The following is a 21,632-nucleotide window of genomic DNA, read 5'->3' on the forward strand; positions in this document are numbered from 1 at the left end:
CCCTCCCGATTCGTTTCGGGAGGGCTTTTATGATGTCCTTAGACCAACTCGATGATTGCCATCGGGGCAGCGTCGCCGCGACGGGGACCGAGCTTCAAGATGCGGGTGTAACCGCTCTTACGATCCGTGTATTTCTCTGCGATTTCGCCGAAGAGCCTCTTCACGACATCCTCTTCTGCCAGTGCCGCGATGGCCTGACGGCGCGCACTGAGATCGCCGCGCTTGGCGAGCGTGATGAGACCGTCGGCGAGGGAGCGGAGCTCCTTTGCCTTTGCCTCGGTCGTCTCAATGCGTCCATACTTGAAGAAGGATGTGAGGATGCTCCTGAGGAGAGCCTTGCGGGCCGCGGAATTGCGTCCGAGCTTTCTCATGTGTTTCCCACTCCTATCGTTATTCGTTTTCCTGTCTCAAGGAGAGTCCAAGCTCCTCAAGTTTTTTCTTCACTTCATCCAGAGATTTGCGTCCGAGGTTGCGCACCTTCATCATGTCGTCCTCGGTCTTCTGCGCGAGATCGGCAACGGTGTTGATGCCGGCGCGCTTGAGGCAGTTGAAGGAGCGGACGGAAAGATCCAGATCATCGATGGTCATCTCCAGCACCTTCGCACTATCGTCGACCTCTTCGGGCGGGAAGTTCGGTACTTCCTCCTCCTCCTCAATGACCGTGCCGTCCATGTTCTGGAACAGGCGCAGATGCATGACAAGGATGGCGGCCGCCTTGCTCACGGCCTCCTCCGGTCGGATGGAACCGTTTGTCCATACGTCGAGAATGAGGCGGTCGTAGTCGGTGACATTGCCGACGCGCGTGTCCTCGACCGTGTAGTTGACGCGCTGCACAGGGGAGAAGATGGAGTCAATGGGAATGACGCCGATGGAGTCATCCGCCTTCTTGTTCTTATCCGCTGCCACATAGCCGCGCCCGCGCTCGACAGTCATCTCAATTTTGAGTTTGCCCGTCGCATTGAGCGTTGCAATGTGAAGATTCGGATTCAGGATCTCGATGTCGCTGCCGCATTCGATGTCAGCCGCAGTGACCTCGCGCTCTCCCTCCGCCTCAATGCGGATGGTATGAGGCTCACTCCCCTGCATACGGATGCAGAGCTGCTTGAGCGCAAGCACAATATTCGTTACATCATCCCGTACACCCGGGATCGTGGAGAATTCGTGCAACACGCCGTCGATCTGAATGGAGGTAACCGCCGCTCCATCGAGGGACGAGAGCAGCATACGTCGCAGGCTGTTGCCGAACGTCGTGCCGTAGCCCGGTTCGAGCGGCTCGCAGACGAAACGTCCATAATGTCCGTCCTCGCTGATCTCTGCGATCTCGATTTTCGGTTTCTCGATATCTGTCATCTATGTGCCTCCTCCATAATAAACGCGTAATGCAGACACATTCACATTCATTATTTGGAGTAGAGTTCGACGATGGCCTGTTCGTTGACCGGCACGTCGATTTCCTCACGATGGGGGAAACGCGTGACCGTACCCGTCAGATTTGCCTGATCGGCAGTCAGCCATGCGGGAGCGGAAAGGGCATTGCTGCTCTCCTTCAGCTCTTTGAAGAACGCACTTGCACGGCTCTTCTCGGCGACCTCGATCACGTCGCCCTCATGAACGAGTGCGGAAGGAATGTCAACGCGCTTGCCGTTCACCGTGAAATGACCGTGACGGACGAGCTGGCGTGCCTGACGGCGCGTGTTCGCAAGTCCGAGGCGGAAAACGACATTGTCAAGACGACGCTCAAGGAGGCTCAGCAAGTTCTCACCCGTGACGCCCGACATCTTCTTCGCCTTGTCATAGTAGCCGCGGAACTGACGCTCAAGGACGCCGTAGATGAACTTTGCCTTCTGCTTTTCCTTGAGCTGGAGACCGTACTCCGAAACCTTGCGGTTCGTGCGGCGGAGCTGACGCGTCGACTGGCGCGAGCGACCAAGGGTTGCAGGCTCGAGACCGAGCGCACGGCAGCGCTTGAGGACTGGTACTTTATCAATTGCCATGTTGTTTCATGCACCTCCTGTTAGACGCGGCGACGCTTCGGCGGACGGCATCCGTTGTGCGGGATGGGCGTCACGTCTTTGATCATGTTGACTTCGAGACCGGTTGCCTGCAGCGAGCGGATTGCCGCCTCGCGGCCGGCGCCGGGTCCTTTCACGTAGACTTCGACGGACTTCAGACCGTGCTCCATCGCAGCCTTTGCCGCCGTCTCCGCAGCCATCTGTGCGGCGAACGGCGTGCTCTTGCGGGAGCCACGGAAGCCGAGACCGCCGGCGCTCGCCCACGAGAGGGCATTGCCGCTCTTATCGGTGAGCGTGACGATCGTATTATTGAATGTCGAGCTGATGTGTGCAACGCCCGACTCTATGTTCTTGCGAACTTTTTTCTTGGAACGTGTTGTTTTCTTAACAGCCACCTCTACGAGCCTCCTTTACTTTTTCTTGCCTGCGACGGCCTTCTTCGGGCCCTTGCGCGTGCGCGCATTGTTCTTCGTATTCTGTCCGCGGACAGGCAGGCCGAGACGGTGGCGGCGGCCACGGTAGCAGCCGATATCAACGAGACGCTTGATGTTCATCTGAATTTCGCGGCGAAGGTCGCCCTCCACCACGGCATTCTTGTCGATGGCATCACGAAGTCTGACGACTTCATCCTCCGTGAGGTCGCGCGTACGGGTATCGGGGTTCACGTTCGCGATCGCGAGCAGCTTCTTCGCGGTCGTGAGACCAATCCCGTAGATGTACGTCAGGGAAATCTCAATTCTCTTGTCACGGGGCAAATCTACACCGGCAATACGTGCCATAAGTGCACCTCCTTTTATCCTTGTCTTTGTTTATGCTTCGGATTCTCGCAAATGACCATGACACGGCCCTTGCGCTTGATGATCTTGCATTTCTCGCAGATTTTCTTGACAGACGGTCTTACCTTCACTGCGCTTGCCTCCTTCCGTCTCCTTACATTCAAGTCGATCTTTTCTATTCTAGCACAGATCTTTGGATCCTGCCAGTTTTTTCAGGACTATTTGAAGCGATACGTAATACGTCCACGAGTCAGATCGTACGGGGTGAGTTCGATGGTTACCTTGTCGCCCGGCAGAATACGGATAAAGTTCATGCGTATCTTTCCGGAAACATGAGCGAGGACAACGTGTCCGTTCTCAAGCTCGACTTGGAACATCGCATTGGGAAGCTTCTCGACGACTCTTCCTTCTACCTCGATGACATCCTGTTTTGACATACTTCCCTTTCGCTCCTTTTACGCCTCAAGGACGGCGGCGAGATCCGCCTCGACCTTTGCGATGTCCTGTCTGCCGTCGATCTCCTTGTAGACGCCCGCCTTCTTGTAGTACTCGATGAGGGGGCGTGTGGAGGATTCATAGACGGAAAGACGGCTTTTCATGGTCTCTTCGCTGTCGTCGGCACGCTGATACGTCGTGCCGCCGCAGTCATCGCAGACACCCTCGACCTTCGTCGGGTTGAACTTCACGTGGAAGGAATGTCCGCAATTCTTGCAGATGCGGCGTCCGACCGCACGCTCGATCAGATCGGCAGCGGGGACGTTGATGTTGAGGACGCCCGTGAGCTTCAGCCCGTTGTCTGCAAGAATTTCGTTCAGGGCATCCGCCTGCTCAACTGTGCGCGGAAAGCCGTCCAGGATAAAGCCCTTCTTGCAGTCCGGCTTACTGAGACGCTCGCGCACAATGCCGATCGTCACCTCATCGGGGACGAGCTTGCCCGCGTCCATATAGGACTTTGCCTCTTTGCCGAGCGGCGTGCCCTCTTTCACGGCTTCACGAAACATATCGCCCGTGGAGATATGCAGGATACCGTAGCGTTTTACGAGATTTGCCGCCTGTGTGCCCTTGCCGGCACCCGGTGGACCCATCAAAATGATGTGCATAGCTCTATCTCCTTATGCTATTTCATAAAGCCTTCGTAGTGGCGCATGACGACCATCGACTCGATCTGCTTCATCGTCTGGAGGGCAACGCCCACGACAATGAGCAGCGCCGTTCCGCCAAAGTACACGCCCTGAATGTTCGTTGCGCTCGCAATCAGATTGGGCAGCACAGCGATAAATGCGAGGAAGAACGCCCCCGCGAGCGTGATGCGCGTCAGTACGTAGTCAAGATAGTCCGCCGTCGCCTGTCCGGGACGAAGCCCCGGCACAAAGCCGCCGTATTTCTTGAGGTTATCCGCCATATCCGGGATCTTCACCGTAACCGATGTGTAGAAGTAGGTGAAGAAGATGATCATGAGCACATAGAGCGTCGTCTGGAGCGGTTTCCCCCACTCCAGATACGTTGCTGCGGTCTTGATCCACGGCACGTCGATGAACTGTGCGACCGTAATGGGGAACATGAGCACCGACGAGGCGAAGATGATCGGAATAACACCCGCCTGATTCACCTTGAATGGAATGTGGCTCGAATGTCCGCTCGTTCCGACGCGCCCGCCGACGAGTCGTTTTGCATACGTGATCGGAACGCGGCGGAAGCCCGTTTCGATGTGAATGACAAAGACGATCATCGCAAGTGCAATGACGCCGAACATGAACACGCTGAAGTAGCTGATCGTGCCCGCCTTGACGTAGGCGTAGATCGTGCCGATGTTCTTCGGCAGTGCCGCGACGATACCGGCAAAGATGATCAGGGAGATCCCGTTGCCGACGCCGTTTGCCGTGATCTGCTCGCCCAGCCACATGAGAAATACCGTTCCCGCTGTGAGAGTGATCGCAATGATGAGGATGTTCATGGGGTTCGGGTTGAGGATCGCACTCTTGAGACCGATCGACATGCCGATCGCCTGAAAGAATGCAAGTGCAACCGTCAGGTACCGCGTGACTTTCGTCGTCTTCTTATGCCCCTCCGCACCTTCCTTCGACCACTGCTCAAGTGTCGGTACAACGACGTTGAGCAGCTGGATGATGATGGCTGCGTTGATGTAGGGCGTAATGCTCATCGCAAAGACGGAGAATTTACTGAACGCACCACCCGAGAAGAGGTCGAGCAGTCCGAACAGGGTTCCCTGTGCAAAGAGCTGCTCGATCGCCGTCGGATCGACGCCGGGCACAGGGATGTGCGTCCCCATGCGGAACACGGCGAACATGATGAGTGTGAATACAATCTTTTGCCGCAGTTCCGGAATCCGAAAGATGTTTCCAAGGGCATCGAGCACCTTAGATCACCTCGACTTTGCCGCCTACCGCTGCAATTTTCTCCGCCGCGCCCTGTGTAAAGCCCTGTGCGCGAACGGTGAGGTTCTTCGTCGTGAGCTCGCCATCGCCAAGGATGCGGATGCCGTCACGGACATTCTTGAGGATACCCGCCTCGATGAGCGCAACGGGATCGACCGTTGCACCGTCCTCGAAGCAGTTCAGGCTGCCAACGTTCACCTCGGCAAAGGTCTTTGCCCAGATGTTCTTGAAGCCGCGCTTCGGGAGACGACGGTAGAGAGGCATCTGACCGCCCTCAAATCCGCTGCGGACGCCGCCGCCGGAACGGGACTTCTGCCCCTTCATGCCGCGCGTCGAGGTCTTGCCCATGCCGGAGCCGATGCCGCGACCGACGCGCTTGGACGTCTTACGCGAGCCCTCAGCGGGCTGTAATTCATGCAGTTTCATAGATGTTTGCCTCCCCTCTTCAGTCTTTTATCTCTTCCACCGTGATGAGGTGGGAGACCTTGTGAAGCTGCCCACGCACGGCGGGCGTGTCGGGAAGCTCGGTAACGGAGTTGCGCTTGCGCAGTCCGAGCGATTTCACAGTCTTGCGCTGCGTCTCAGGACGACCGATCAAGCTGCGTGTCAGCGTTACTCTGACTTTTGCCATGTTCGTTCCTCCTTATCAGCCAAAAATCTCGCGGACGGTCTTGCCGCGCAGAGCTGCCACATCGGCAGGGTTCTTGAGTCCGATGAGACCTTCCATCGTGGCGCGCACCATGTTGTTCGGGTTGGACGAGCCGAGCGACTTCGTGAGAATGTCACGCACGCCCGCAAGCTCGAGCACCGCACGCGCGGGACCGCCCGCGATGACGCCGGTACCTTTGGCGGCGGGCTTCAACAGCACGCGACCGGCACCGAAGATGCCCGTGATCTCATGCGGGATCGTGCGCTCCTCGCGCAGCGGTACCTCGATCAGGCTCTTCTTTGCGTCCTCGACGCCCTTGCGGATTGCCTCCGGCACCTCGGCAGCCTTGCCGAGACCGAAGCCGACCTTGCCCTTCTTGTTGCCGACGACAACAAGCGCGCTGAAGGAGGAGCGTCGGCCGCCCTTGACAACCTTCGATACGCGGTTGATGAATACGACACGCTCTTCAAACTCCGGCGTCTCGTTTTCGTTGTTATGTCTAGCCATGCTTTCCCTCCTTTAGAATTTCAGGCCCGCTTCGCGTGCCGCCTCAGCAAGAGCAGCGACGCGGCCATGGTAGATGTAGCCGCCGCGGTCAAAAACGACCTCGGTGATGCCCTTCTCAAGAGCCTTCTTCGCAACAGCGGAGCCGATCGCCTTTGCCGCCTCGACGTTGCCGCCGTACTGCGCGAAGCCCTTGTCCTTCGAGCTCGCGGAGACGAGCGTCACGCCCTTTTCATCGTCGATGATCTGTGCGTAGATGTTCTTCAGGCTGCGGAATACATTGAGACGCGGACGTGCCGCAGTGCCCGCAATGTGATTGCGCACGCGCAGATGGCGCTTCTGGCGCGCCTTATTCTTATCCTGCTTGATAAGCACAGTGTGTCACTCCTCTCCTTCTTATTTCTTGCCCTTCGCGCCGGCTTTGCCTTCCTTGCGGCGGATATGCTCTCCGGCGTACTTGATGCCCTTGCCCTTGTACGGCTCCGGCTCACGATGTGCGCGGATCTCGGCTGCGGTCTGACCGACGACTTCCTTGTTGATGCCGGAGATCGTAATGACCGTAGCAGAGGGGCACTCAAACGTGATGCCCTCGGGCGGCTCAACGACAACGGGGTGCGAGAAGCCGAGCGAGAGGTTCAGGTTCTTGCCCTGCTTGGCTGCACGATAGCCGACGCCGCTGATCTCAAGGGTCTTCGTGAAGCCCTCCGACACGCCAACCACCATGTTATTGATGAGCGTGCGGGAAAGGCCGTGGAGCGACCTGTGCATTTTATCGTCCGAAGGACGGATGACGGTAACGACACCATCCTCGACGGTTATTTTCATATCCGGATGGATCTCGCGCGAAAGTTCGCCCTTCGGGCCCTTCACTTTCACGAGATTATCCGCACCGACCGTGACGGTAACGCCAGACGGAATGTGAATCGGTGCTCTTCCAATTCTTGACATTGTTACACCTCCTGCCTGTGCATTACCATACGAATGCGAGAACTTCGCCACCGAGCCCCGCCTTGCGTGCGTCCTTGTCGCTCATGATCCCCTTCGACGTGGAGATCACGGAGATACCGAGGCCGCCGTAGACACGCGGGAGCGCATCGTGCTTTGCATACTGACGAAGTCCAGGCTTGGAAACGCGCTTCAGGCCGGAGATAACGTGCTCACGCTTAGCTCCATACTTCAGCGTGACGGTGAGGACGCCCTGCTTGCCGTCCTCCTGGAAGGAGTAGTCCTTGATGAAGCCTTCCTTTTTCAAGACCTCGGCGATTGCCGTCTTGACCTTCGACCCGGGGATCGCCACACTCTCGTGGTAGACCGAGTTCGCGTTGCGGATACGGGTCAGCATATCTGCGATAGGATCAGTCATTGCCATGAATCGATATCCTCCTTTAGGTTTATTACCAGCTTGCCTTCGTTACACCAGGGATGGCGCCCTTGTAACTCTGCTCACGGAAGCAGATACGGCACATATCGAACTTGCGGATGTAGCCGTGCGGGCGTCCGCAGATCTTGCAGCGGTTGTACTTGCGTGTCGAGAACTTGGGCTCTTTGCTCCACTTCTCAATCATTGCCTTCTTTGCCACAGTTGTTCCTCCTTGCCCGTTACGCGCGGAACGGCATACCCATGAGACGCAGGAGCTCTTTGGCCTCTTCGTCCGTATGCGCGCTCGTAACGATGACGATGTTCATGCCGCGAATCTTGTCGATCTTATCGTAGTCAATTTCGGGGAAGATAAGCTGTTCGCGCAGCCCCACAGCATAGTTGCCGCGGCCGTCGAACGCCTTCTCGCTGACCCCGCGGAAATCGCGGACGCGCGGAAGTGCGACATTCATGAACTTGTCGAGGAACTGATACATGCGCGTGCCGCGCAGCGTGACCTTGCAGCCGATTGGCATGCCCTCGCGGAGCTTCCACGCAGCAAGCGACTTCTTCGCACGCGTGAGCTGGGGCTTCTGACCTGCGATGGCGGTGAGGTCCGTCACAGCGGCATCGAGTGCCTTCGGGTTGCCGACCGCTTCGCCGACGCCCATATTGATGATGACCTTCTCCACCTTCGGGAGCTGCATGACGTTCTTATAGCCGAACTTCTCCGTCAGAGCCGGTGCAACTTCCTTCTGATACTTTTCCTTGAGTCTTTCCACTTTGCGTATTCCTCCTTTCCGCTAATCTTACTGCTCGATTGGCTCGCCGCACTTCTTGCAGGCGCGCACCTTGCGCTCGCCGATGATGCGATGGGCAACGCGCGTTGCCTTGCCGCATGCGGGGCAGACCAGCTGCACCTTCGATGCATAGAGCGGTGCTTCCTTCGTGATGATCCCGCCCTGCGGTGCGCTCTGGCTCGGCTTCGTGTGACGCTTCACCTTGTTCACGCCCTCCACGATGACCTTACCCTTCTTCGGCTGAGCCTCGATGACCTTGCCCTGCTTTCCCTTATCCTTACCGGAAAGAACGACGACCGTATCGCCCTTCTTGACGTTCAGTTTTGCCAGCGACAAAATAACACCTCCTCCTTAAAGAACTTCGGGAGCGAGCGAGACGATCTTCATGAAATCCTTCTCGCGCAGCTCGCGTGCGACAGGTCCGAAAATACGCGTTCCGCGCGGTGTGTGGTCGTCCTTGATGATGACCGCCGCATTCTCGTCGAAGCGGATGTAGGAACCGTCCGGACGGCGCAATCCCTTAACGCTGCGGACGACAACCGCCTTGACGACGTCGCCCTTCTTCACCGTGCCGCCCGGCGCTGCCGCCTTGACGGAGGCGACGATGATGTCGCCGATGTTGGCATACTTGCGGTACGAGCCGCCCAGTACGCGAATGCAGAGGATTTCCTTCGCTCCTGTGTTATCGCCGACATTCAGGATTGTTTCCTGCTGTATCATTGATTCTGTTCCTCCTTACTTCGCGCGCTCGACGACTTCGACCACGCGCCAGCGCTTCGTCTTCGAGAGCGGACGCGTCTCCATGATGGATACGCGGTCGCCGACGTGCGCGTCGTTCTTCTCATCATGCGCGTGGAACTTCACCGTCTTCTTAACCGGCTTCTTATACATCTTGTGCTGCTCGAGCTCCTCGACAGCAACGACAACGGTCTTGTCCATCTTGTCGGACACGACCTTGCCGACTCTCACTTTGCGTACGTTTCTATCGCTCATCTAGTGAGCCTCCTTCCTTCTGCGTATCGAACGAATGCCGTAACTGGTCTTAGGCGTTTGCCTGCTCGCGCTGAATGGTCTTGATGCGGGCAATCGTCTTCTTTACGTCCTTGATACGCATCGGGTTATCGAGCTGTCCGGTGGCGTGCTGAAAACGGAGGCCAAAGAGCTCTTCCTTGAGCGACGCGAGTTTTTCCGTGAGCTCGTCGGCACTCAGACCGCGGATCTCATCAACCTTCATTCACTTCACCGCCCTCTACTTCTTCGCGTACGACGAACTTCGTCTTGATCGGGAGCTTGTGGCCTGCGAGGCGCATTGCCTCTGCCGCAACGTCGCGTGCCACGCCGTCCATCTCAAAGAGGACACGACCGGGCTTGACGACGGCTACCCAGTACTCGGGCGAGCCCTTGCCGGAGCCCATACGGGTTTCTGCCGGCTTCGCCGTGACCGGCTTGTCCGGGAAAATCTTGATCCAGACTTTACCGCCGCGCTTGATGTAACGCGTCATCGCAATACGCGCAGCCTCGATCTGGCGATTTGTAATCCATGCCGGCTCCAGAGCGACGAGACCGTACTGACCGTGGCTGACCGTGTTGCCGCGCTGTGCCTTGCCCTTCATGCGTCCGCGGAACTGCTTGCGGTATTTTACGCGCTTTGGGAGTAACATTACGCCTCGCTCCTTTCCTTACCGTTTTTCGGCTGATTCTTCTTGTCGGGGAGAACTTCGCCCTTAAAGATCCAGACCTTGATGCCGATGCGACCGTAGGTCGTGTGTGCCTCAGCCGTTCCATAGTCGATGTCTGCACGCAGCGTGTGCAGGGGGATGCTGCCCTCGCGATAGGACTCGCGGCGTGCAATTTCCGCACCGCCGAGACGACCGCTGACGGCGATCTTGATGCCCTTCGCACCGAGGCGCATCGTGCGCCCGACCGCCTGCTTCATCGCACGGCGGAACGCAATGCGGCGCTCGAGCTGCGCCGCGATGTTCTCGGCGACGAGCGTCGCGTCGAGGTCCGGCTGCTTGATCTCCGCAATATTGATGTCAACGCGCTTATCCGTCAGGTTCTTGAGACCTTCCTTGATCTGCTCGATGCCGGAACCCCCGCGTCCGATGACCATACCCGGCTTTGCCGTATGGATCGTGAGCTTCAGGCGGTTCTTGCTGCGCTCCGTCTCCACGCGGGGAACACCTGCGGTCTGGAGGCTCTTCTTGAGGTAATCGCGAATCTTGATGTCCTCATGCAGATTCTGCGCGAAATCCTTGTCTGCATACCAGCGGGCATCCCAGTCCTTGACGATGCCAAGGCGAATGCCATGGGGATTTACTTTCTGACCCAAACTGTTTCCCTCCCTATTACTTTTCGTTTACGGCAACCGTGATGTGGGACGTGTGCTTCAAAATCTTGAACGCCTGTCCGCGTGAGCGCGGATGAATGCGCTTGAGCGTCGGTCCCTGGTCAACGAAAGCTGAGGAAATGAACAGTCGATCCACATCCATGTCAAAGTTGTTCTCCGCATTTGCAACTGCAGAGCGGAGCACCTTCTCCACGGCATCCGCGCCGACCTTCGGCGTGAACTTCAGGATCGCGAGAGCGTCAGCGACGCTCTTGCCGCGCACGAGGTTCATTACGATGCGAACCTTGCGCGGTGCGATACGGATGTATTTGGCGGTAGCCTTTACTTCCTGTGCCACGAATCGTCCTCCTCTCTATCAGCGCAGCGAGGTCTTGCGCTCTTCGCCCGCGTGACCCTTGAATGTACGTGTCGGCGCAAATTCGCCGAGCTTATGTCCGACCATATCCTCCGTGACGTAGACGGGGACATGCTTGCGTCCGTCATGGACAGCGATCGTGTGGCCGACGAAATCCGGGAAGATCGTCGAGCTGCGCGACCATGTGCGCACAACCTTCTTCTCGTTCTTTTCGTTGAGCGCATCGATCTTCTTCATCAGGCTCTCTGCGACGAAAGGCCCTTTCTTAATCGATCTTGACAAAGTTTTTCCTCCTTTCGCCGAACGCAGTATGGTTCGGCGATGGTTCTATCTGCAAGTTGCGGTGTTAAATTACCGATTCAGAGGGACGCCCCCCAAAGGGGGCTATCCACAGAACCGATTACTTACGGCGGTGAACAATCAGACGGTTGGACGCCTTCTTCTTGCGGCGCGTCTTCTTGCCCATCGCAATCTTGCCCCACTTCGTCATCGGGCTCTTGCGTCCGACCGGCGAACGGCCCTCGCCGCCGCCGTGCGGATGGTCGTTCGGGTTCATCGCAATACCGCGCGTCTCCGGGCGGCGTCCGAGCCAGCGGCTGCGGCCCGCCTTTCCGATGGTGATGTTCTCATGCTCGAGGTTGCCGACCTGTCCAATCGTCGCACGGCAGTTAATATGCACGCGGCGGATCTCGCCGGACGGCATGCGGAGGAGTGCGTAGTCGCCTTCCTTTGCCATGAGCTGCGCGGACGTGCCCGCACTGCGGACAAGCTGCGCGCCCTTGCCGATCTTGAGCTCGACGGCATGGATGACCGTACCAAGCGGAATATTCTTCAGCGGAAGCGCGTTGCCCGGCTTAATGTCAGCCTCGGCACCCGACTCCACGACATCGCCGACCTTGAGGCCGTTCGGTGCGAGGATGTAACGCTTCTCGCCATCTGCGTAGTTCAGGAGCGCAATGCGTGCGCTGCGGTTCGGATCATATTCAATCGTCGCGACGCGGGCGGGGATTCCGTCCTTCGTGCGCTTGAAGTCGATGATGCGATAGAGCCGCTTGTGACCGCCGCCGCGATGACGCACGGTCAGTTTGCCCTGCTGGTTGCGACCGCCCGACTTGGTCAGGCGGACGGTGAGGGACTTCTCCGGCTTGTCCGTTGTGATCTCATCGAAGGAAGAGACCGTCATGAAGCGTCTGCCGGCAGAATACGGCTTAAAACTCTTTACTGCCACGTTCGTACCTCCCTTTCGTCTCAGCCTTCAAAGAACTCGATGGTCTCGCCCGGCGCGAGTTTCACGATGGCCTTCTTGTAGTCCGGGCGCTTGCCCTGCGTGCGGCCCATACGCTTTTTCTTGCCGATGACGTTGACCGTGTTGACCTTTGCGACCTTCACCTTGAAGATCTCCGAAACCGCCTTTGCGATCTCGATCTTGTTTGCAGCCTTTGCAACAACGAAGACGTATTTGCCCTCAGCCATGAGCTGCGTCGTCCGCTCCGTGATGAGCGGGCGTACGAGAATATCACGTGCGTCCATTATGCGAATACCTCCTCGATACGGGTGATGGCATCCTTCGTAATGAAGAGCTTGTCGTGATGGAGAATGTCATAGACATTGATTCCACGCGCCGAGATGGCTTTTACACCCGGAATATTGCTGGTGGAGCGCTCCACATTCACAGCTTCGTCCGCCGTGATGAAGAGGCTCTTTGCATTCACACCGAAATCGCTCAGGAGCTTTACGGCTGCCTTCGTCTTCGGTGCCTCGAAGTCGAGCTGGTCGAGGACGATGAAATCGCCCGTACGAACCTTGTCCGAGAGCGCGCACTTGAGGGCAAGACGACGCTGCTTGCGCGGCATCGTAAAGCCATACTTCCTCGGATGCGGTCCAAAGACCGTACCGCCGCCAACCCACAGCGGGCTGCGCGTCGAACCTGCGCGGGCACGCCCCGTGCCCTTCTGGCGCCAAGGCTTGCGTCCGCCACCGCGCACAAGACCACGCGTCTTCGTGGCATGTGTGCCGAGACGCTGCGATGCGAGCTGGAGGACAACCGCCTGATGAAGGAGGCCGGCATTCATTTCGACATTGAAGAACTCATCGTTCAGGCTGATCTCGCCAACCTGGTTGTGCGACATATCATATACTGCTACATTCGCCATGCTGCGATTCCCCCTTCCTTATTCTTTCGCTGCCTTTGCAGGCTTAACAGTATCTTTAATTACGACAAATCCCTTCTTCGGGCCCGGAATCGCGCCCTTGATCAGGATGAGGTTGCGGTCACTGTCCACGCGGACAATCGTCAGGCGCTGCACCGTGACGCGCTCGCCGCCCATGCGCCCGGGGAGCTTCTTGCCCTTGAGGACGCGTCCGCCGGGACCGGAGATCATCGCACCCGTCGAGCCCGGCTCACGATGCGATTTCGAGCCGTGCCCCATGGGGCCGCGTGCGAAGTTGTGGCGCTTGATGCCGCCCGCAAAGCCCTTGCCCTTGGACGTACCGACCACGTCGACGAGATCGCCTGCGGCGAAGATGTCAACACCGATCGTGTCGCCCACATTGTATTCGGAAGGAGCCGAAAGGCGCATCTCACGAATGAAGCGCACCGCCTTCACGCCCGCCTTCTTAAAGTGTCCCTTGAGCGGCTTCGTGACATTCTTTTCCTTCACATCGCCAAACCCGATCTGCACAGCGTTGTAGCCGTCCGTCTCGTCGGTCTTGTTCTGCAATACAAAGTTATTGCCGGACTCAACGACCGTCACGGGAATGACGCGGCCTTCCTCTGTGAAGATCTGGGTCATGCCCAGTTTTCTTCCTAAAATAGCCTTAGCCAAGGCTTCCACCTCCTAGTTTAGAGCTTAATCTCGATGTCAACGCCGGCAGGCAGATCGAGGCGCATGAGCGAGTCGACCGTCTTGTTCGTCGGCTGCAGGATGTCAATGAGACGCTTGTGCGTGCGCATCTCAAACTGCTCGCGCGAGTCCTTGTTGACGTGCGGAGAACGGAGAATCGTGTAGACATTCTTCTCCGTCGGAAGTGGAATGGGACCTGAGACCATTGCGCCCGTCTTCTTTGCCGTATCGACGATCTTCGCCGCACTCTGGTCAAGCGCCTTGTGGTCGTAGGCCTTCAAACGAATTCTGATTTTCTGCTGTTTCGCCAAAGTAGTTTTCCTCCTTCGTCCGGGGTCTCGCCCCAAACATTTCTCCACGGCAGTTCCCTCTGCCCCACGGGGCATAGCCATCTGCCATGTCATCGCATGGAGTACGTCGTCTGTCGTATGATTCCAAAAGATGAAAAGAAGTTATATTTTTCCCAAGCGGGAAATTCCGGTTCATTCAGCCCCCATCTCAGCGCATCTTTTTCGCGCTGTCTGTGTCAGCAAATCCTCCACATAGCACCTCGGCTATGCGTCCGGTTTGCTTCCTTGACAGCCCCAAAAATCTACGCCAATCTGAGGAGCTTCATCGAACCGTCATTTCCCTCGAAAAGGAGCGACGCGAGCGCCGCTCCTCTCCCTAGGGAATATCAAGAGACTAAGAATTAGCCTTCAATCGCCGTAACACGACCCGCGCCGACCGTGTGACCGCCCTCGCGGATAGCGAAGCGGAGGCCCTGCTCGATCGCGATCGGTGTGATGAGCTCGACTTCCATCTCGACGTTATCGCCGGGCATAACCATCTCGGTGCCCTCGGGGAGACGGACAACGCCCGTCACGTCCGTGGTACGGAAGTAGAACTGGGGACGATAGTTCGTGAAGAACGGCGTATGACGGCCGCCCTCTTCCTTCGTCAGGACGTAGACCTGCGCCTTGAACTTCGTGTGCGGGTTGATGGAACCCGGCTTTGCGAGAACCTGACCGCGCTCGATGTCCTTACGGTCAACACCGCGCAGAAGTGCACCGATGTTGTCGCCCGCAACAGCGCTGTCAAGCAGCTTGCGGAACATCTCGATGCCCGTAACGACCGTGCTGCGTGCCTCATCCTGAAGACCGACGATCTCAACCGTATCGTTCAGCTTCAGCTCGCCGCGCTCCACACGACCTGTAGCAACCGTGCCACGGCCCGTGATCGTGAACACGTCCTCAACCGGCATGAGGAAGGGCTTGTCCGTATCGCGCGTCGGCGTCGGGATGTACTCGTCAACCGCATCCATGAGCTCGAGGATCTTCGCCTTCATCGCATCGTCACCCTCAAGCGCCTTGAGTGCGGAGCCTGCGATGACGGGGATGTCATCACCGGGGAACTCGTACTGCGAGAGCAGCTCACGAACTTCCATTTCAACGAGCTCGAGGAGCTCGGGATCGTCAACCTGGTCGACCTTGTTGAGGAAGACGACGAGAGCCGGAACGCCGACCTGACGTGCGAGCAGGATGTGCTCACGCGTCTGGGGCATCGGACCGTCCGCAGCGGAGACAACGAGGATCGCGCCGTCCATCTGTGCAGCACCCGTGATCATGTTCTTGACATAGTCCGCGTGGCCCGGGCAGTCAACGTGTGCATAGTGACGCTTGTCCGTCTCATACTCAACGTGCGCCGTGTTGATCGTGATGCCGCGCTCGCGCTCCTCCGGAGCCTTGTCGATGTCCGCATAGTCCTCGAACTTCGCATAGCCCTTCTCGGAGAGAACCTTCGTGATCGCAGCCGTCAGCGTCGTCTTGCCGTGGTCAACGTGACCGATCGTGCCGATGTTGACATGGGGCTTGCTGCGGTTAAACTTTTCCTTTGCCATTAAAAATTGCCTCCTTATTCGCCTTTGTTCTTGGCGACTACAGCGTCAGCTATATTCTTAGGAACTTCGTCGTAGAAGGAAACCTCCATCGAGTAGTTCCCGCGGCCCTGTGTTTTGGAACGGAGATCCGTCGAGTATCCGAACATCTCCGAGAGCGGAACGAACGCATTGATGACCTGCACACCGTTGCGCGGCTCCATGCCGTCGATGCGTCCGCGGCGCGAGTTCAGATCGCCGATCACGTCGCCCATGTACTCCTCGGGCACCGTGACCTCGACCTTGACATACGGTTCGAGGAGAACCGGGTTCGCCTTCTCGGCACCCGCCTTGAACGCCATCGAGCCCGCCACCTTGAACGCCGCCTCGGACGAGTCGACCTCGTGGAACGAGCCGTCGTACACGATGACCTTGATGTCGACCATCGGATAGCCGGCGACCACGCCGCCCTCCATCGCCTGTTTGACACCTGCCTCGATCGGGTTGATGAATTCCTTCGGAATCACGCCGCCGACGACCTTGTTCTCGAAGCTGAATCCCTCGCCCGCCTCCTGCGGAATGAGCTCGAGCCAGCAATGACCGTACTGACCGTGACCGCCGGACTGACGAACGAACTTGCCCTCTGCCTTGACGGACTTGCGGATCGTCTCGCGGTATGCAACCTGCGGCTCGCCGACCTTGCAGTCGACCTTGAACTCGCGGAGCATACGATCGACGATGATCTGCAAATGCAGCTCGCCCATGCCCGAGATGATGACCTGTCCCGTTTCCGCATCCGTGTGCACGCGGAACGTCGGATCCTCCTCAGCGAGCTTCTGGAGGGCGATACCCATCTTCTCCTGATCGTTCTTCGTCGCAGGTTCCACCGCAACGGAGATAACCGGATCTGGGAACTCCATCGACTCAAGGATGATCGGCTTATTCTCATCGCAGAGCGTGTCGCCCGTCGTCGTGTTCTTGAGTCCGACTGCCGCAGCGATATCGCCGCTGTAGACCACGTCGATCTCCTTGCGGTTGTTCGCATGCATCTGCAGAATACGACCGATGCGCTCCTTGTTGTCCTTCGTCGCGTTGAAGACATAGGAACCGGAGTTCAGCGTACCGGAGTAGACGCGGAAGAACGCGAGCTTACCGACGAACGGATCCGTCATGATCTTGAATGCGAGTGCCGAGAACGGCGCACTGTCGGACGCGGGACGGCTGTCCGCCTCGCCCGTATCGGGGTTCACGCCCGCGATCGGCGGGATGTCCGTCGGTGCCGGCATGTAGTCGACGATGGCGTCGAGCAGCGGCTGCACGCCCTTGTTGCGATACGACGTGCCGCAGGTGACGGGCGTCATCTGGCAGGCGATCGTCGCCTTGCGGATCGCACGGCGGATCTCCTCCTCCGTGACCTCCTCACCGCCGAGATACTTCTCCATGAGGTCATCGTCCGCCTCTGCGCACGCCTCAATCAGCTTCTCGCGGTACTCCTCTGCCTGCTCCTTGTACTCGGCGGGAATCTCGACCTCATCGGTCACCTTGCCGAGATCGTCCTCGTAGACGATGGCATCCATCTTCACGAGGTCGATGATGCCCTTAAACTCGTCCTCTGCGCCGATCGGCAGCTGGATCGCCACCGGGTTCGCATTGAGGCGCTCGCGCATCATCTTCATAACATTGAAGAAATCTGCGCCCGTAATGTCCATCTTGTTGACATACGCCATGCGCGGAACATTATAGCGCTCCGCCTGACGCCAGACCGTCTCCGTCTGCGGCTCAACGCCGCCGCGCGCAGTCAGAACGGCCACCGTGCCGTCCAGCACGCGCAGCGAGCGCTCTACCTCGACCGTAAAGTCAACGTGACCCGGCGTATCAATGATATTGATGCGATGGTCTTTCCAGTGGCAGGTCGTCGCCGCCGACGTAATCGTAATGCCGCGTTCCTGTTCCTGAACCATCCAGTCCATGGTGGCAGCGCCCTCATGAACCTCGCCGATCTTGTGCGTTACGCCCGTGTAGAAGAGAATGCGCTCGGTGGTCGTCGTCTTGCCGGCATCGATGTGTGCCATGATGCCGATATTCCGCGTTTTTTCAAGGGAATATTCTCTTGCCACTGTTTCCTATCGCTCCTTACACTGCTTAGTGTTACGGAATCTCTGATAAATCCGGCGCAGTCATCTTGGCGATCTTTTCCGCCCTCTCATCGTCGGCAAATCCTCCACAGAGCACCACTCTGCGTCCGGTTTGCCTCCTCGATAGAACGAAAAATCTGTGCCAAGCTGACAAGCCTCTTATCAGCAGTCCTTACCACCGATAATGTGCGAATGCCTTGTTGGCCTCCGCCATCTTGTGCGTATCTTCCTTCTTCTTGATCGCTGCGCCCGTATTATTCGCAGCGTCCATCAGCTCTGCCGAGAGGCGTGCATCCATCGTCTTCTCGCCGCGCAGACGCGCATAGCTGACAAGCCAGCGGATGCCAAGCGTCATGCGGCGATCCGCACGAACCTCGACCGGAACCTGATAGTTGGCACCGCCGACGCGGCGTGCCTTGACCTCGAGCACCGGCATGACATTGCGCAGTGCCGTCTCGAACACCTCGAGCGGATCCTGCCCTGTCTTCTCGCGGATCGTGTCAAACGCATCGTACACAACGCGCTGTGCAACACTCTTCTTGCCCGAGAGCATAACCTTGTTGATAAACTTCGTCACCGTCTTGGAATGATATACCGGATCCGGCAGAACATCCCGCTTCGGCACGGGGCCCTTACGTGGCATAGCCCAACCTCCTAACGATATACTTCCTTACTTCTTCTTCGCACGCTTCGCGCCGTACTTCGAACGCCCCTGTGCGCGATCCTGCACACCGGCGGTATCGAGCGAACCGCGAATGATGTGGTAACGAACACCCGGCAGATCCTTCACACGACCGCCGCGAATGAGGACGACGCTGTGCTCCTGCAGATTGTGCCCGATTCCCGGGATATATGCGGTCACCTCGATGCTGTTCGTCAAGCGAACACGAGCAACCTTTCTAAGAGCAGAGTTCGGCTTCTTCGGCGTGGACGTGTAGACACGCGTGCAGACGCCGCGCTTCTGCGGGCTGTTCTTCAGTGCTGGTGCTTTCGATTTCTCCTCAAGGCTCTTCCGGCTCTTGCGAATGAGCTGATTGATCGTTGGCATACTGCACCTCCTTCCTTTGTCGTCATTTCAATGCTTGTGTATGAAAACGCAGAGGCTGCGTTTTTACCGTAGTGTTGCAACCGCCGCAGCGCTCACATCGAGGCGCGCCGCTTCACCAAGCTGCGCCTTCGTCGCCGTGCGGTCCGGGATCATTCCCGCGTCCCCACATGCTGCGAGCAGTTCGCGCAGCACCTTTGCATCGACATCCGATGCGATGAACACCATCTCCGCCGCGCCGCTCTGCACCGCCCTGCACACTTGATGAATGCCGGCGACCGTGCGTGCTGTGCGTAACCTCTCCACAGACATAGTGCACCTCCAAAAAGGGGACTGTCACATAATATCATCCGTCAAAACGCTTGTCAACGCATATTTTACAAAGTTCCTTATTTACACTTCTCCTAGCGTATCTTTTATGCCCCCCCTTCCACCATGCTGACGCATGATCCCCCTGCCCCGTAAACGGGGCAGGCTTTTTAGGGGCGCCCTTCAGCGCAGACTCTTCATCAGCAGCTCGGGATGCCGTACATAGTATGCCGTGAGCTCGATATAAGCATCGCGCTCCGCCGTGAAGCGTTCCGTATCATAGAGCCACGGCAGCTCTCCCGCCGTCACCGTCAGTTCCTGTGCGGCTCGCTCACGATAAAACCCGATTTCCTCACGCGTGATCCACGCATAGGGCGTGACCACCCGCTCGATCGGCTCCGTCAGCGGCTTTTCGATCGCGTAATAGGGGAATCCCTTGGGCGCAATCAGTTCGATCAGCGTCGGCAGGATATTCATATGCCCACCGATCTCGTTGTGCGCCAAATGCTCCGCCGTAAGCGCGGGATGGTGCATGGAGAACGACGGCAGGATCCGCTCGCGCAGCAGGAGTTCCTGCCGCTCCGAGAGTCCCTCAATAATCGGATTCTCTCCACCCACATGGTCGCCCGTCACGATGAATAGACTGTCCGGAAACGCCGCCCGCATCTCGTCGATGAAACGGCAGAGCGCGAAGTCCCCGTACCATGCGCAGCCAAGCCCGCGATACTTTTTCGAGTTTTTCGTTAGCGCAGCTGCCATCTCCGGATTCAGTCGTGCGGCATCAAAGCCGCACTCCTCAAACGGAATGAGAAACGGTCCGTGATTTGAGGTTGTATAGAGGAAGTGAAAGGACGGTGCTGCATCCCCCTCGTCACGGATGCGTTGCGCCGCCTCCGCGAGAAAAATGTGGTCGTAGACGCCGAGCCACGTCCGCGGTGCGTCTGCCCCACAGATATCCGTGCCGCCGTACGCCGCATCAAACCCGAGCGCGGGGATAAAGTGCACGAGGCTCCCCCAGTTCAGACCGCCGCCATACCAAAAGGACGTGCGGTAGCCGAGTGCCCTAAGCTGGTACAGCAGCGACGTCGGCAGTGTGTGATTCCAAAAGAGCACATTCTCATTGAGTTCCAGATCTGCATCGTAGACGCCGAGCAGGAGACTCACGAGCGAGGGCTGCGAGATCATGCCGCTCGGGAGAAAATTGTTGATACATACCGTATGCGGCTCCGCGCGAAAACGCGCGCCCGCCTCCATGAGATTGAGCGCGGCATAGGGCGCATCAAAAAAGACCTGCCCGTAGCTCTCACCTAAAAGAAAAAAAATGTGGCGTGGCTTCGTGATGCGCGCGCCCCGTGCCGTCCGCTTGAACGCCTCGAGCGGCGTGCGGTCAAGGGAGCACTTTGCCGGCAATACCGCACGCATAATCATGTGGCTCTCCTCATCGGAGTGGTGCAGGATCTCCTGCACGGGACGCTTCCACACCATCTTGAGCGCGATGAGATCATCCATCGTCGCCTTTCCGAGGATAAAATCCTCCTTGACGATGGCGGGCACCTCATCCCACTCGGGCTTCAGGCGATGGCGCAGTGTCCCTCCGTAGCGCAGCCAGTAAAAAAGAACAATAGAAAGAACGAACACCAGCGCATTGACGGCGTACTGCCCCGCCCCATCTGTCACGGTCGAATAGGACAGCGACGGCAGGGAAAGCACGGCATTCCCTGCGAGGAAACAGAGCGCCAGATAGGGCAGATAGCCCAGCAGCAGCCACACGCCGTGATTCTGATGAAAGAAAATGTCGGCAAAATTCCGCTTATCCGCATGTCGTCCGAGCCAAATCGTCTGATTGAACGTATCGTGAAAATGCGAGAAGAAAATCATCTTGCCGATGAACGCCGTATAAAGAAGCGCCGCATAGAGGAGGAAGAGCGTCAAACGCACCGTGTCACCTATGGCAAAGTACGCAGGGATAAACGCCCCCGGCACTGAAACAAGGAGCAGCGGCACAAGGAATACATAGGCATTGAAGTCCATCCCCCACCAGAATCCGTACCGGAAGCAGGTCAGCCACTTCCCCCATTCGCCACGCGGTGACTTCTTCGGACGATAGACAAGGATAAAGATCAGGCGAAACATCGCACAGATAAGGGGCGGCAGAAGAAAGATCTTCAGATCCTGCTGCATCCCCAAAAAGAAATCACTGAACATCGAATACCTCACAAAGAGCAGAGGGATCTGCTCTCGGGGCG

At 57.8% G+C, this 21,632-nt stretch carries 36 protein-coding genes; all 36 read right to left on the bottom strand.

The features are described from left to right. Positions 1-38 precede the first annotated feature (38 nt). Positions 39-371, bottom strand: coding sequence for a 50S ribosomal protein L17 (rplQ, locus tag HMPREF9081_RS11450; protein ID WP_006307533.1), 333 nt, complete (start codon positions 369-371; stop codon positions 39-41). A gap of 19 nt (positions 372-390) precedes the next feature. After that, positions 391-1,350 carry a DNA-directed RNA polymerase subunit alpha gene (locus HMPREF9081_RS11455; RefSeq protein WP_006307534.1) on the bottom strand — a complete coding sequence of 320 codons (960 nt, stop codon included), beginning with the start codon at positions 1,348-1,350 and terminating at the stop codon, positions 391-393. A gap of 50 nt (positions 1,351-1,400) precedes the next feature. Then, entirely contained in the window at positions 1,401-1,994 is a 594-nt protein-coding gene (rpsD, locus tag HMPREF9081_RS11460) for a 30S ribosomal protein S4 (RefSeq protein WP_006307535.1), read from the bottom strand. Between the two features lie 20 nt (positions 1,995-2,014). Further along, a complete protein-coding gene (gene rpsK, locus HMPREF9081_RS11465; RefSeq protein WP_006307536.1) occupies positions 2,015-2,407 on the bottom strand; it encodes a 30S ribosomal protein S11 in 393 nt (130 codons plus the stop codon). A 15-nt stretch (positions 2,408-2,422) separates the two neighbouring features. Continuing rightward, positions 2,423-2,791, bottom strand: a complete 369-nt coding sequence (gene rpsM, locus HMPREF9081_RS11470; protein ID WP_006307537.1) for a 30S ribosomal protein S13 — start codon at positions 2,789-2,791, stop codon at positions 2,423-2,425. Positions 2,792-2,805: 14 nt separating this feature from the next. After that, positions 2,806-2,919: a 50S ribosomal protein L36 gene (gene rpmJ, locus HMPREF9081_RS11475; RefSeq protein WP_006307538.1), complete on the bottom strand. Its 114-nt coding sequence runs from the start codon at positions 2,917-2,919 to the stop codon at positions 2,806-2,808. 87 nt (positions 2,920-3,006) lie between these two features. Next, entirely contained in the window at positions 3,007-3,225 is a 219-nt protein-coding gene (gene infA / locus HMPREF9081_RS11480; protein ID WP_006307539.1) for a translation initiation factor IF-1, read from the bottom strand. Positions 3,226-3,243: 18 nt separating this feature from the next. After that, positions 3,244-3,888 (bottom strand): adenylate kinase, encoded by a 645-nt coding sequence (locus tag HMPREF9081_RS11485; protein ID WP_006307540.1) that lies wholly within the window; start codon positions 3,886-3,888, stop codon positions 3,244-3,246. Between the two features lie 17 nt (positions 3,889-3,905). Next, the gene (gene secY, locus HMPREF9081_RS11490) at positions 3,906-5,165 is read right to left on the bottom strand and encodes a preprotein translocase subunit SecY (RefSeq protein ID WP_006307541.1); all 1,260 of its coding nucleotides are present in this window, start codon (positions 5,163-5,165) and stop codon (positions 3,906-3,908) included. A gap of 1 nt (position 5,166) precedes the next feature. Continuing rightward, positions 5,167-5,610: a 50S ribosomal protein L15 gene (gene rplO / locus HMPREF9081_RS11495; protein WP_006307542.1), complete on the bottom strand. Its 444-nt coding sequence runs from the start codon at positions 5,608-5,610 to the stop codon at positions 5,167-5,169. A 19-nt stretch (positions 5,611-5,629) separates the two neighbouring features. Beyond that, a complete protein-coding gene (gene rpmD / locus HMPREF9081_RS11500) occupies positions 5,630-5,815 on the bottom strand; it encodes a 50S ribosomal protein L30 (RefSeq protein WP_006307543.1) in 186 nt (61 codons plus the stop codon). A 15-nt stretch (positions 5,816-5,830) separates the two neighbouring features. After that, positions 5,831-6,340: a 30S ribosomal protein S5 gene (gene rpsE, locus HMPREF9081_RS11505; protein ID WP_006307544.1), complete on the bottom strand. Its 510-nt coding sequence runs from the start codon at positions 6,338-6,340 to the stop codon at positions 5,831-5,833. A gap of 12 nt (positions 6,341-6,352) precedes the next feature. Further along, entirely contained in the window at positions 6,353-6,712 is a 360-nt protein-coding gene (rplR, locus tag HMPREF9081_RS11510) for a 50S ribosomal protein L18 (protein ID WP_006307545.1), read from the bottom strand. Positions 6,713-6,733: 21 nt separating this feature from the next. After that, on the bottom strand, positions 6,734-7,285 hold the full coding sequence (gene rplF / locus HMPREF9081_RS11515; RefSeq protein ID WP_006307546.1) for a 50S ribosomal protein L6: 552 nt from the start codon (positions 7,283-7,285) through the stop codon (positions 6,734-6,736). Between the two features lie 22 nt (positions 7,286-7,307). Then, positions 7,308-7,706: a 30S ribosomal protein S8 gene (gene rpsH, locus HMPREF9081_RS11520; RefSeq protein ID WP_006307547.1), complete on the bottom strand. Its 399-nt coding sequence runs from the start codon at positions 7,704-7,706 to the stop codon at positions 7,308-7,310. Positions 7,707-7,731: 25 nt separating this feature from the next. After that, positions 7,732-7,917: a type Z 30S ribosomal protein S14 gene (locus HMPREF9081_RS11525; protein WP_006307548.1), complete on the bottom strand. Its 186-nt coding sequence runs from the start codon at positions 7,915-7,917 to the stop codon at positions 7,732-7,734. A 19-nt stretch (positions 7,918-7,936) separates the two neighbouring features. Then, positions 7,937-8,476, bottom strand: a complete 540-nt coding sequence (rplE, locus tag HMPREF9081_RS11530; protein WP_006307549.1) for a 50S ribosomal protein L5 — start codon at positions 8,474-8,476, stop codon at positions 7,937-7,939. Positions 8,477-8,503: 27 nt separating this feature from the next. After that, on the bottom strand, positions 8,504-8,830 hold the full coding sequence (gene rplX, locus HMPREF9081_RS11535; RefSeq protein ID WP_006307550.1) for a 50S ribosomal protein L24: 327 nt from the start codon (positions 8,828-8,830) through the stop codon (positions 8,504-8,506). A 15-nt stretch (positions 8,831-8,845) separates the two neighbouring features. After that, the gene (gene rplN, locus HMPREF9081_RS11540) at positions 8,846-9,214 is read right to left on the bottom strand and encodes a 50S ribosomal protein L14 (protein WP_006307551.1); all 369 of its coding nucleotides are present in this window, start codon (positions 9,212-9,214) and stop codon (positions 8,846-8,848) included. A 15-nt stretch (positions 9,215-9,229) separates the two neighbouring features. Beyond that, the gene (rpsQ, locus tag HMPREF9081_RS11545) at positions 9,230-9,487 is read right to left on the bottom strand and encodes a 30S ribosomal protein S17 (RefSeq protein WP_006307552.1); all 258 of its coding nucleotides are present in this window, start codon (positions 9,485-9,487) and stop codon (positions 9,230-9,232) included. Positions 9,488-9,536: 49 nt separating this feature from the next. Continuing rightward, on the bottom strand, positions 9,537-9,728 hold the full coding sequence (gene rpmC, locus HMPREF9081_RS11550; protein WP_006307553.1) for a 50S ribosomal protein L29: 192 nt from the start codon (positions 9,726-9,728) through the stop codon (positions 9,537-9,539). After that, positions 9,718-10,155: a 50S ribosomal protein L16 gene (rplP, locus tag HMPREF9081_RS11555; protein ID WP_006307554.1), complete on the bottom strand. Its 438-nt coding sequence runs from the start codon at positions 10,153-10,155 to the stop codon at positions 9,718-9,720. The genes rpmC and rplP overlap by 11 nt, the downstream gene beginning before the upstream one ends. Beyond that, positions 10,155-10,826, bottom strand: a complete 672-nt coding sequence (rpsC, locus tag HMPREF9081_RS11560) for a 30S ribosomal protein S3 (RefSeq protein WP_006307555.1) — start codon at positions 10,824-10,826, stop codon at positions 10,155-10,157. The genes rplP and rpsC overlap by 1 nt, the downstream gene beginning before the upstream one ends. Before the next feature lie 16 nt (positions 10,827-10,842). Then, on the bottom strand, positions 10,843-11,181 hold the full coding sequence (gene rplV / locus HMPREF9081_RS11565) for a 50S ribosomal protein L22 (RefSeq protein ID WP_006307561.1): 339 nt from the start codon (positions 11,179-11,181) through the stop codon (positions 10,843-10,845). A gap of 18 nt (positions 11,182-11,199) precedes the next feature. Beyond that, on the bottom strand, positions 11,200-11,481 hold the full coding sequence (rpsS, locus tag HMPREF9081_RS11570) for a 30S ribosomal protein S19 (RefSeq protein ID WP_006307562.1): 282 nt from the start codon (positions 11,479-11,481) through the stop codon (positions 11,200-11,202). A 118-nt stretch (positions 11,482-11,599) separates the two neighbouring features. Then, positions 11,600-12,427 carry a 50S ribosomal protein L2 gene (gene rplB / locus HMPREF9081_RS11575; RefSeq protein ID WP_006307563.1) on the bottom strand — a complete coding sequence of 276 codons (828 nt, stop codon included), beginning with the start codon at positions 12,425-12,427 and terminating at the stop codon, positions 11,600-11,602. Between the two features lie 20 nt (positions 12,428-12,447). Further along, a complete protein-coding gene (rplW, locus tag HMPREF9081_RS11580; RefSeq protein ID WP_006307564.1) occupies positions 12,448-12,729 on the bottom strand; it encodes a 50S ribosomal protein L23 in 282 nt (93 codons plus the stop codon). After that, positions 12,729-13,352 carry a 50S ribosomal protein L4 gene (gene rplD / locus HMPREF9081_RS11585; RefSeq protein ID WP_006307565.1) on the bottom strand — a complete coding sequence of 208 codons (624 nt, stop codon included), beginning with the start codon at positions 13,350-13,352 and terminating at the stop codon, positions 12,729-12,731. Before rplD ends, rplW begins: the two co-directional genes overlap by 1 nt. A gap of 18 nt (positions 13,353-13,370) precedes the next feature. Continuing rightward, positions 13,371-14,024: a 50S ribosomal protein L3 gene (gene rplC / locus HMPREF9081_RS11590; protein WP_040395191.1), complete on the bottom strand. Its 654-nt coding sequence runs from the start codon at positions 14,022-14,024 to the stop codon at positions 13,371-13,373. A 17-nt stretch (positions 14,025-14,041) separates the two neighbouring features. Next, the gene (rpsJ, locus tag HMPREF9081_RS11595; protein WP_006695835.1) at positions 14,042-14,353 is read right to left on the bottom strand and encodes a 30S ribosomal protein S10; all 312 of its coding nucleotides are present in this window, start codon (positions 14,351-14,353) and stop codon (positions 14,042-14,044) included. 380 nt (positions 14,354-14,733) lie between these two features. Beyond that, a complete protein-coding gene (gene tuf / locus HMPREF9081_RS11600; protein ID WP_006307575.1) occupies positions 14,734-15,921 on the bottom strand; it encodes an elongation factor Tu in 1,188 nt (395 codons plus the stop codon). Between the two features lie 14 nt (positions 15,922-15,935). Next, entirely contained in the window at positions 15,936-18,014 is a 2,079-nt protein-coding gene (fusA, locus tag HMPREF9081_RS11605) for an elongation factor G (protein WP_006307576.1), read from the bottom strand. Positions 18,015-18,204: 190 nt separating this feature from the next. Further along, complete coding sequence (gene rpsG, locus HMPREF9081_RS11610; protein ID WP_006307577.1) at positions 18,205-18,675, bottom strand: 30S ribosomal protein S7; 471 nt, start codon at positions 18,673-18,675, stop codon at positions 18,205-18,207. A gap of 27 nt (positions 18,676-18,702) precedes the next feature. Next, complete coding sequence (rpsL, locus tag HMPREF9081_RS11615) at positions 18,703-19,080, bottom strand: 30S ribosomal protein S12 (RefSeq protein ID WP_006307578.1); 378 nt, start codon at positions 19,078-19,080, stop codon at positions 18,703-18,705. A gap of 63 nt (positions 19,081-19,143) precedes the next feature. Then, positions 19,144-19,389, bottom strand: a complete 246-nt coding sequence (locus HMPREF9081_RS11620; RefSeq protein WP_006307580.1) for a ribosomal L7Ae/L30e/S12e/Gadd45 family protein — start codon at positions 19,387-19,389, stop codon at positions 19,144-19,146. A 180-nt stretch (positions 19,390-19,569) separates the two neighbouring features. After that, the gene (locus HMPREF9081_RS11625; protein WP_006307582.1) at positions 19,570-21,591 is read right to left on the bottom strand and encodes an LTA synthase family protein; all 2,022 of its coding nucleotides are present in this window, start codon (positions 21,589-21,591) and stop codon (positions 19,570-19,572) included. Between the last annotated feature and the right edge of the window lie 41 nt (positions 21,592-21,632).

Origin of the sequence: Centipeda periodontii DSM 2778 (assembly GCF_000213975.1) — a bacterium.
GTDB lineage: Bacteria > Bacillota > Negativicutes > Selenomonadales > Selenomonadaceae > Centipeda > Centipeda periodontii.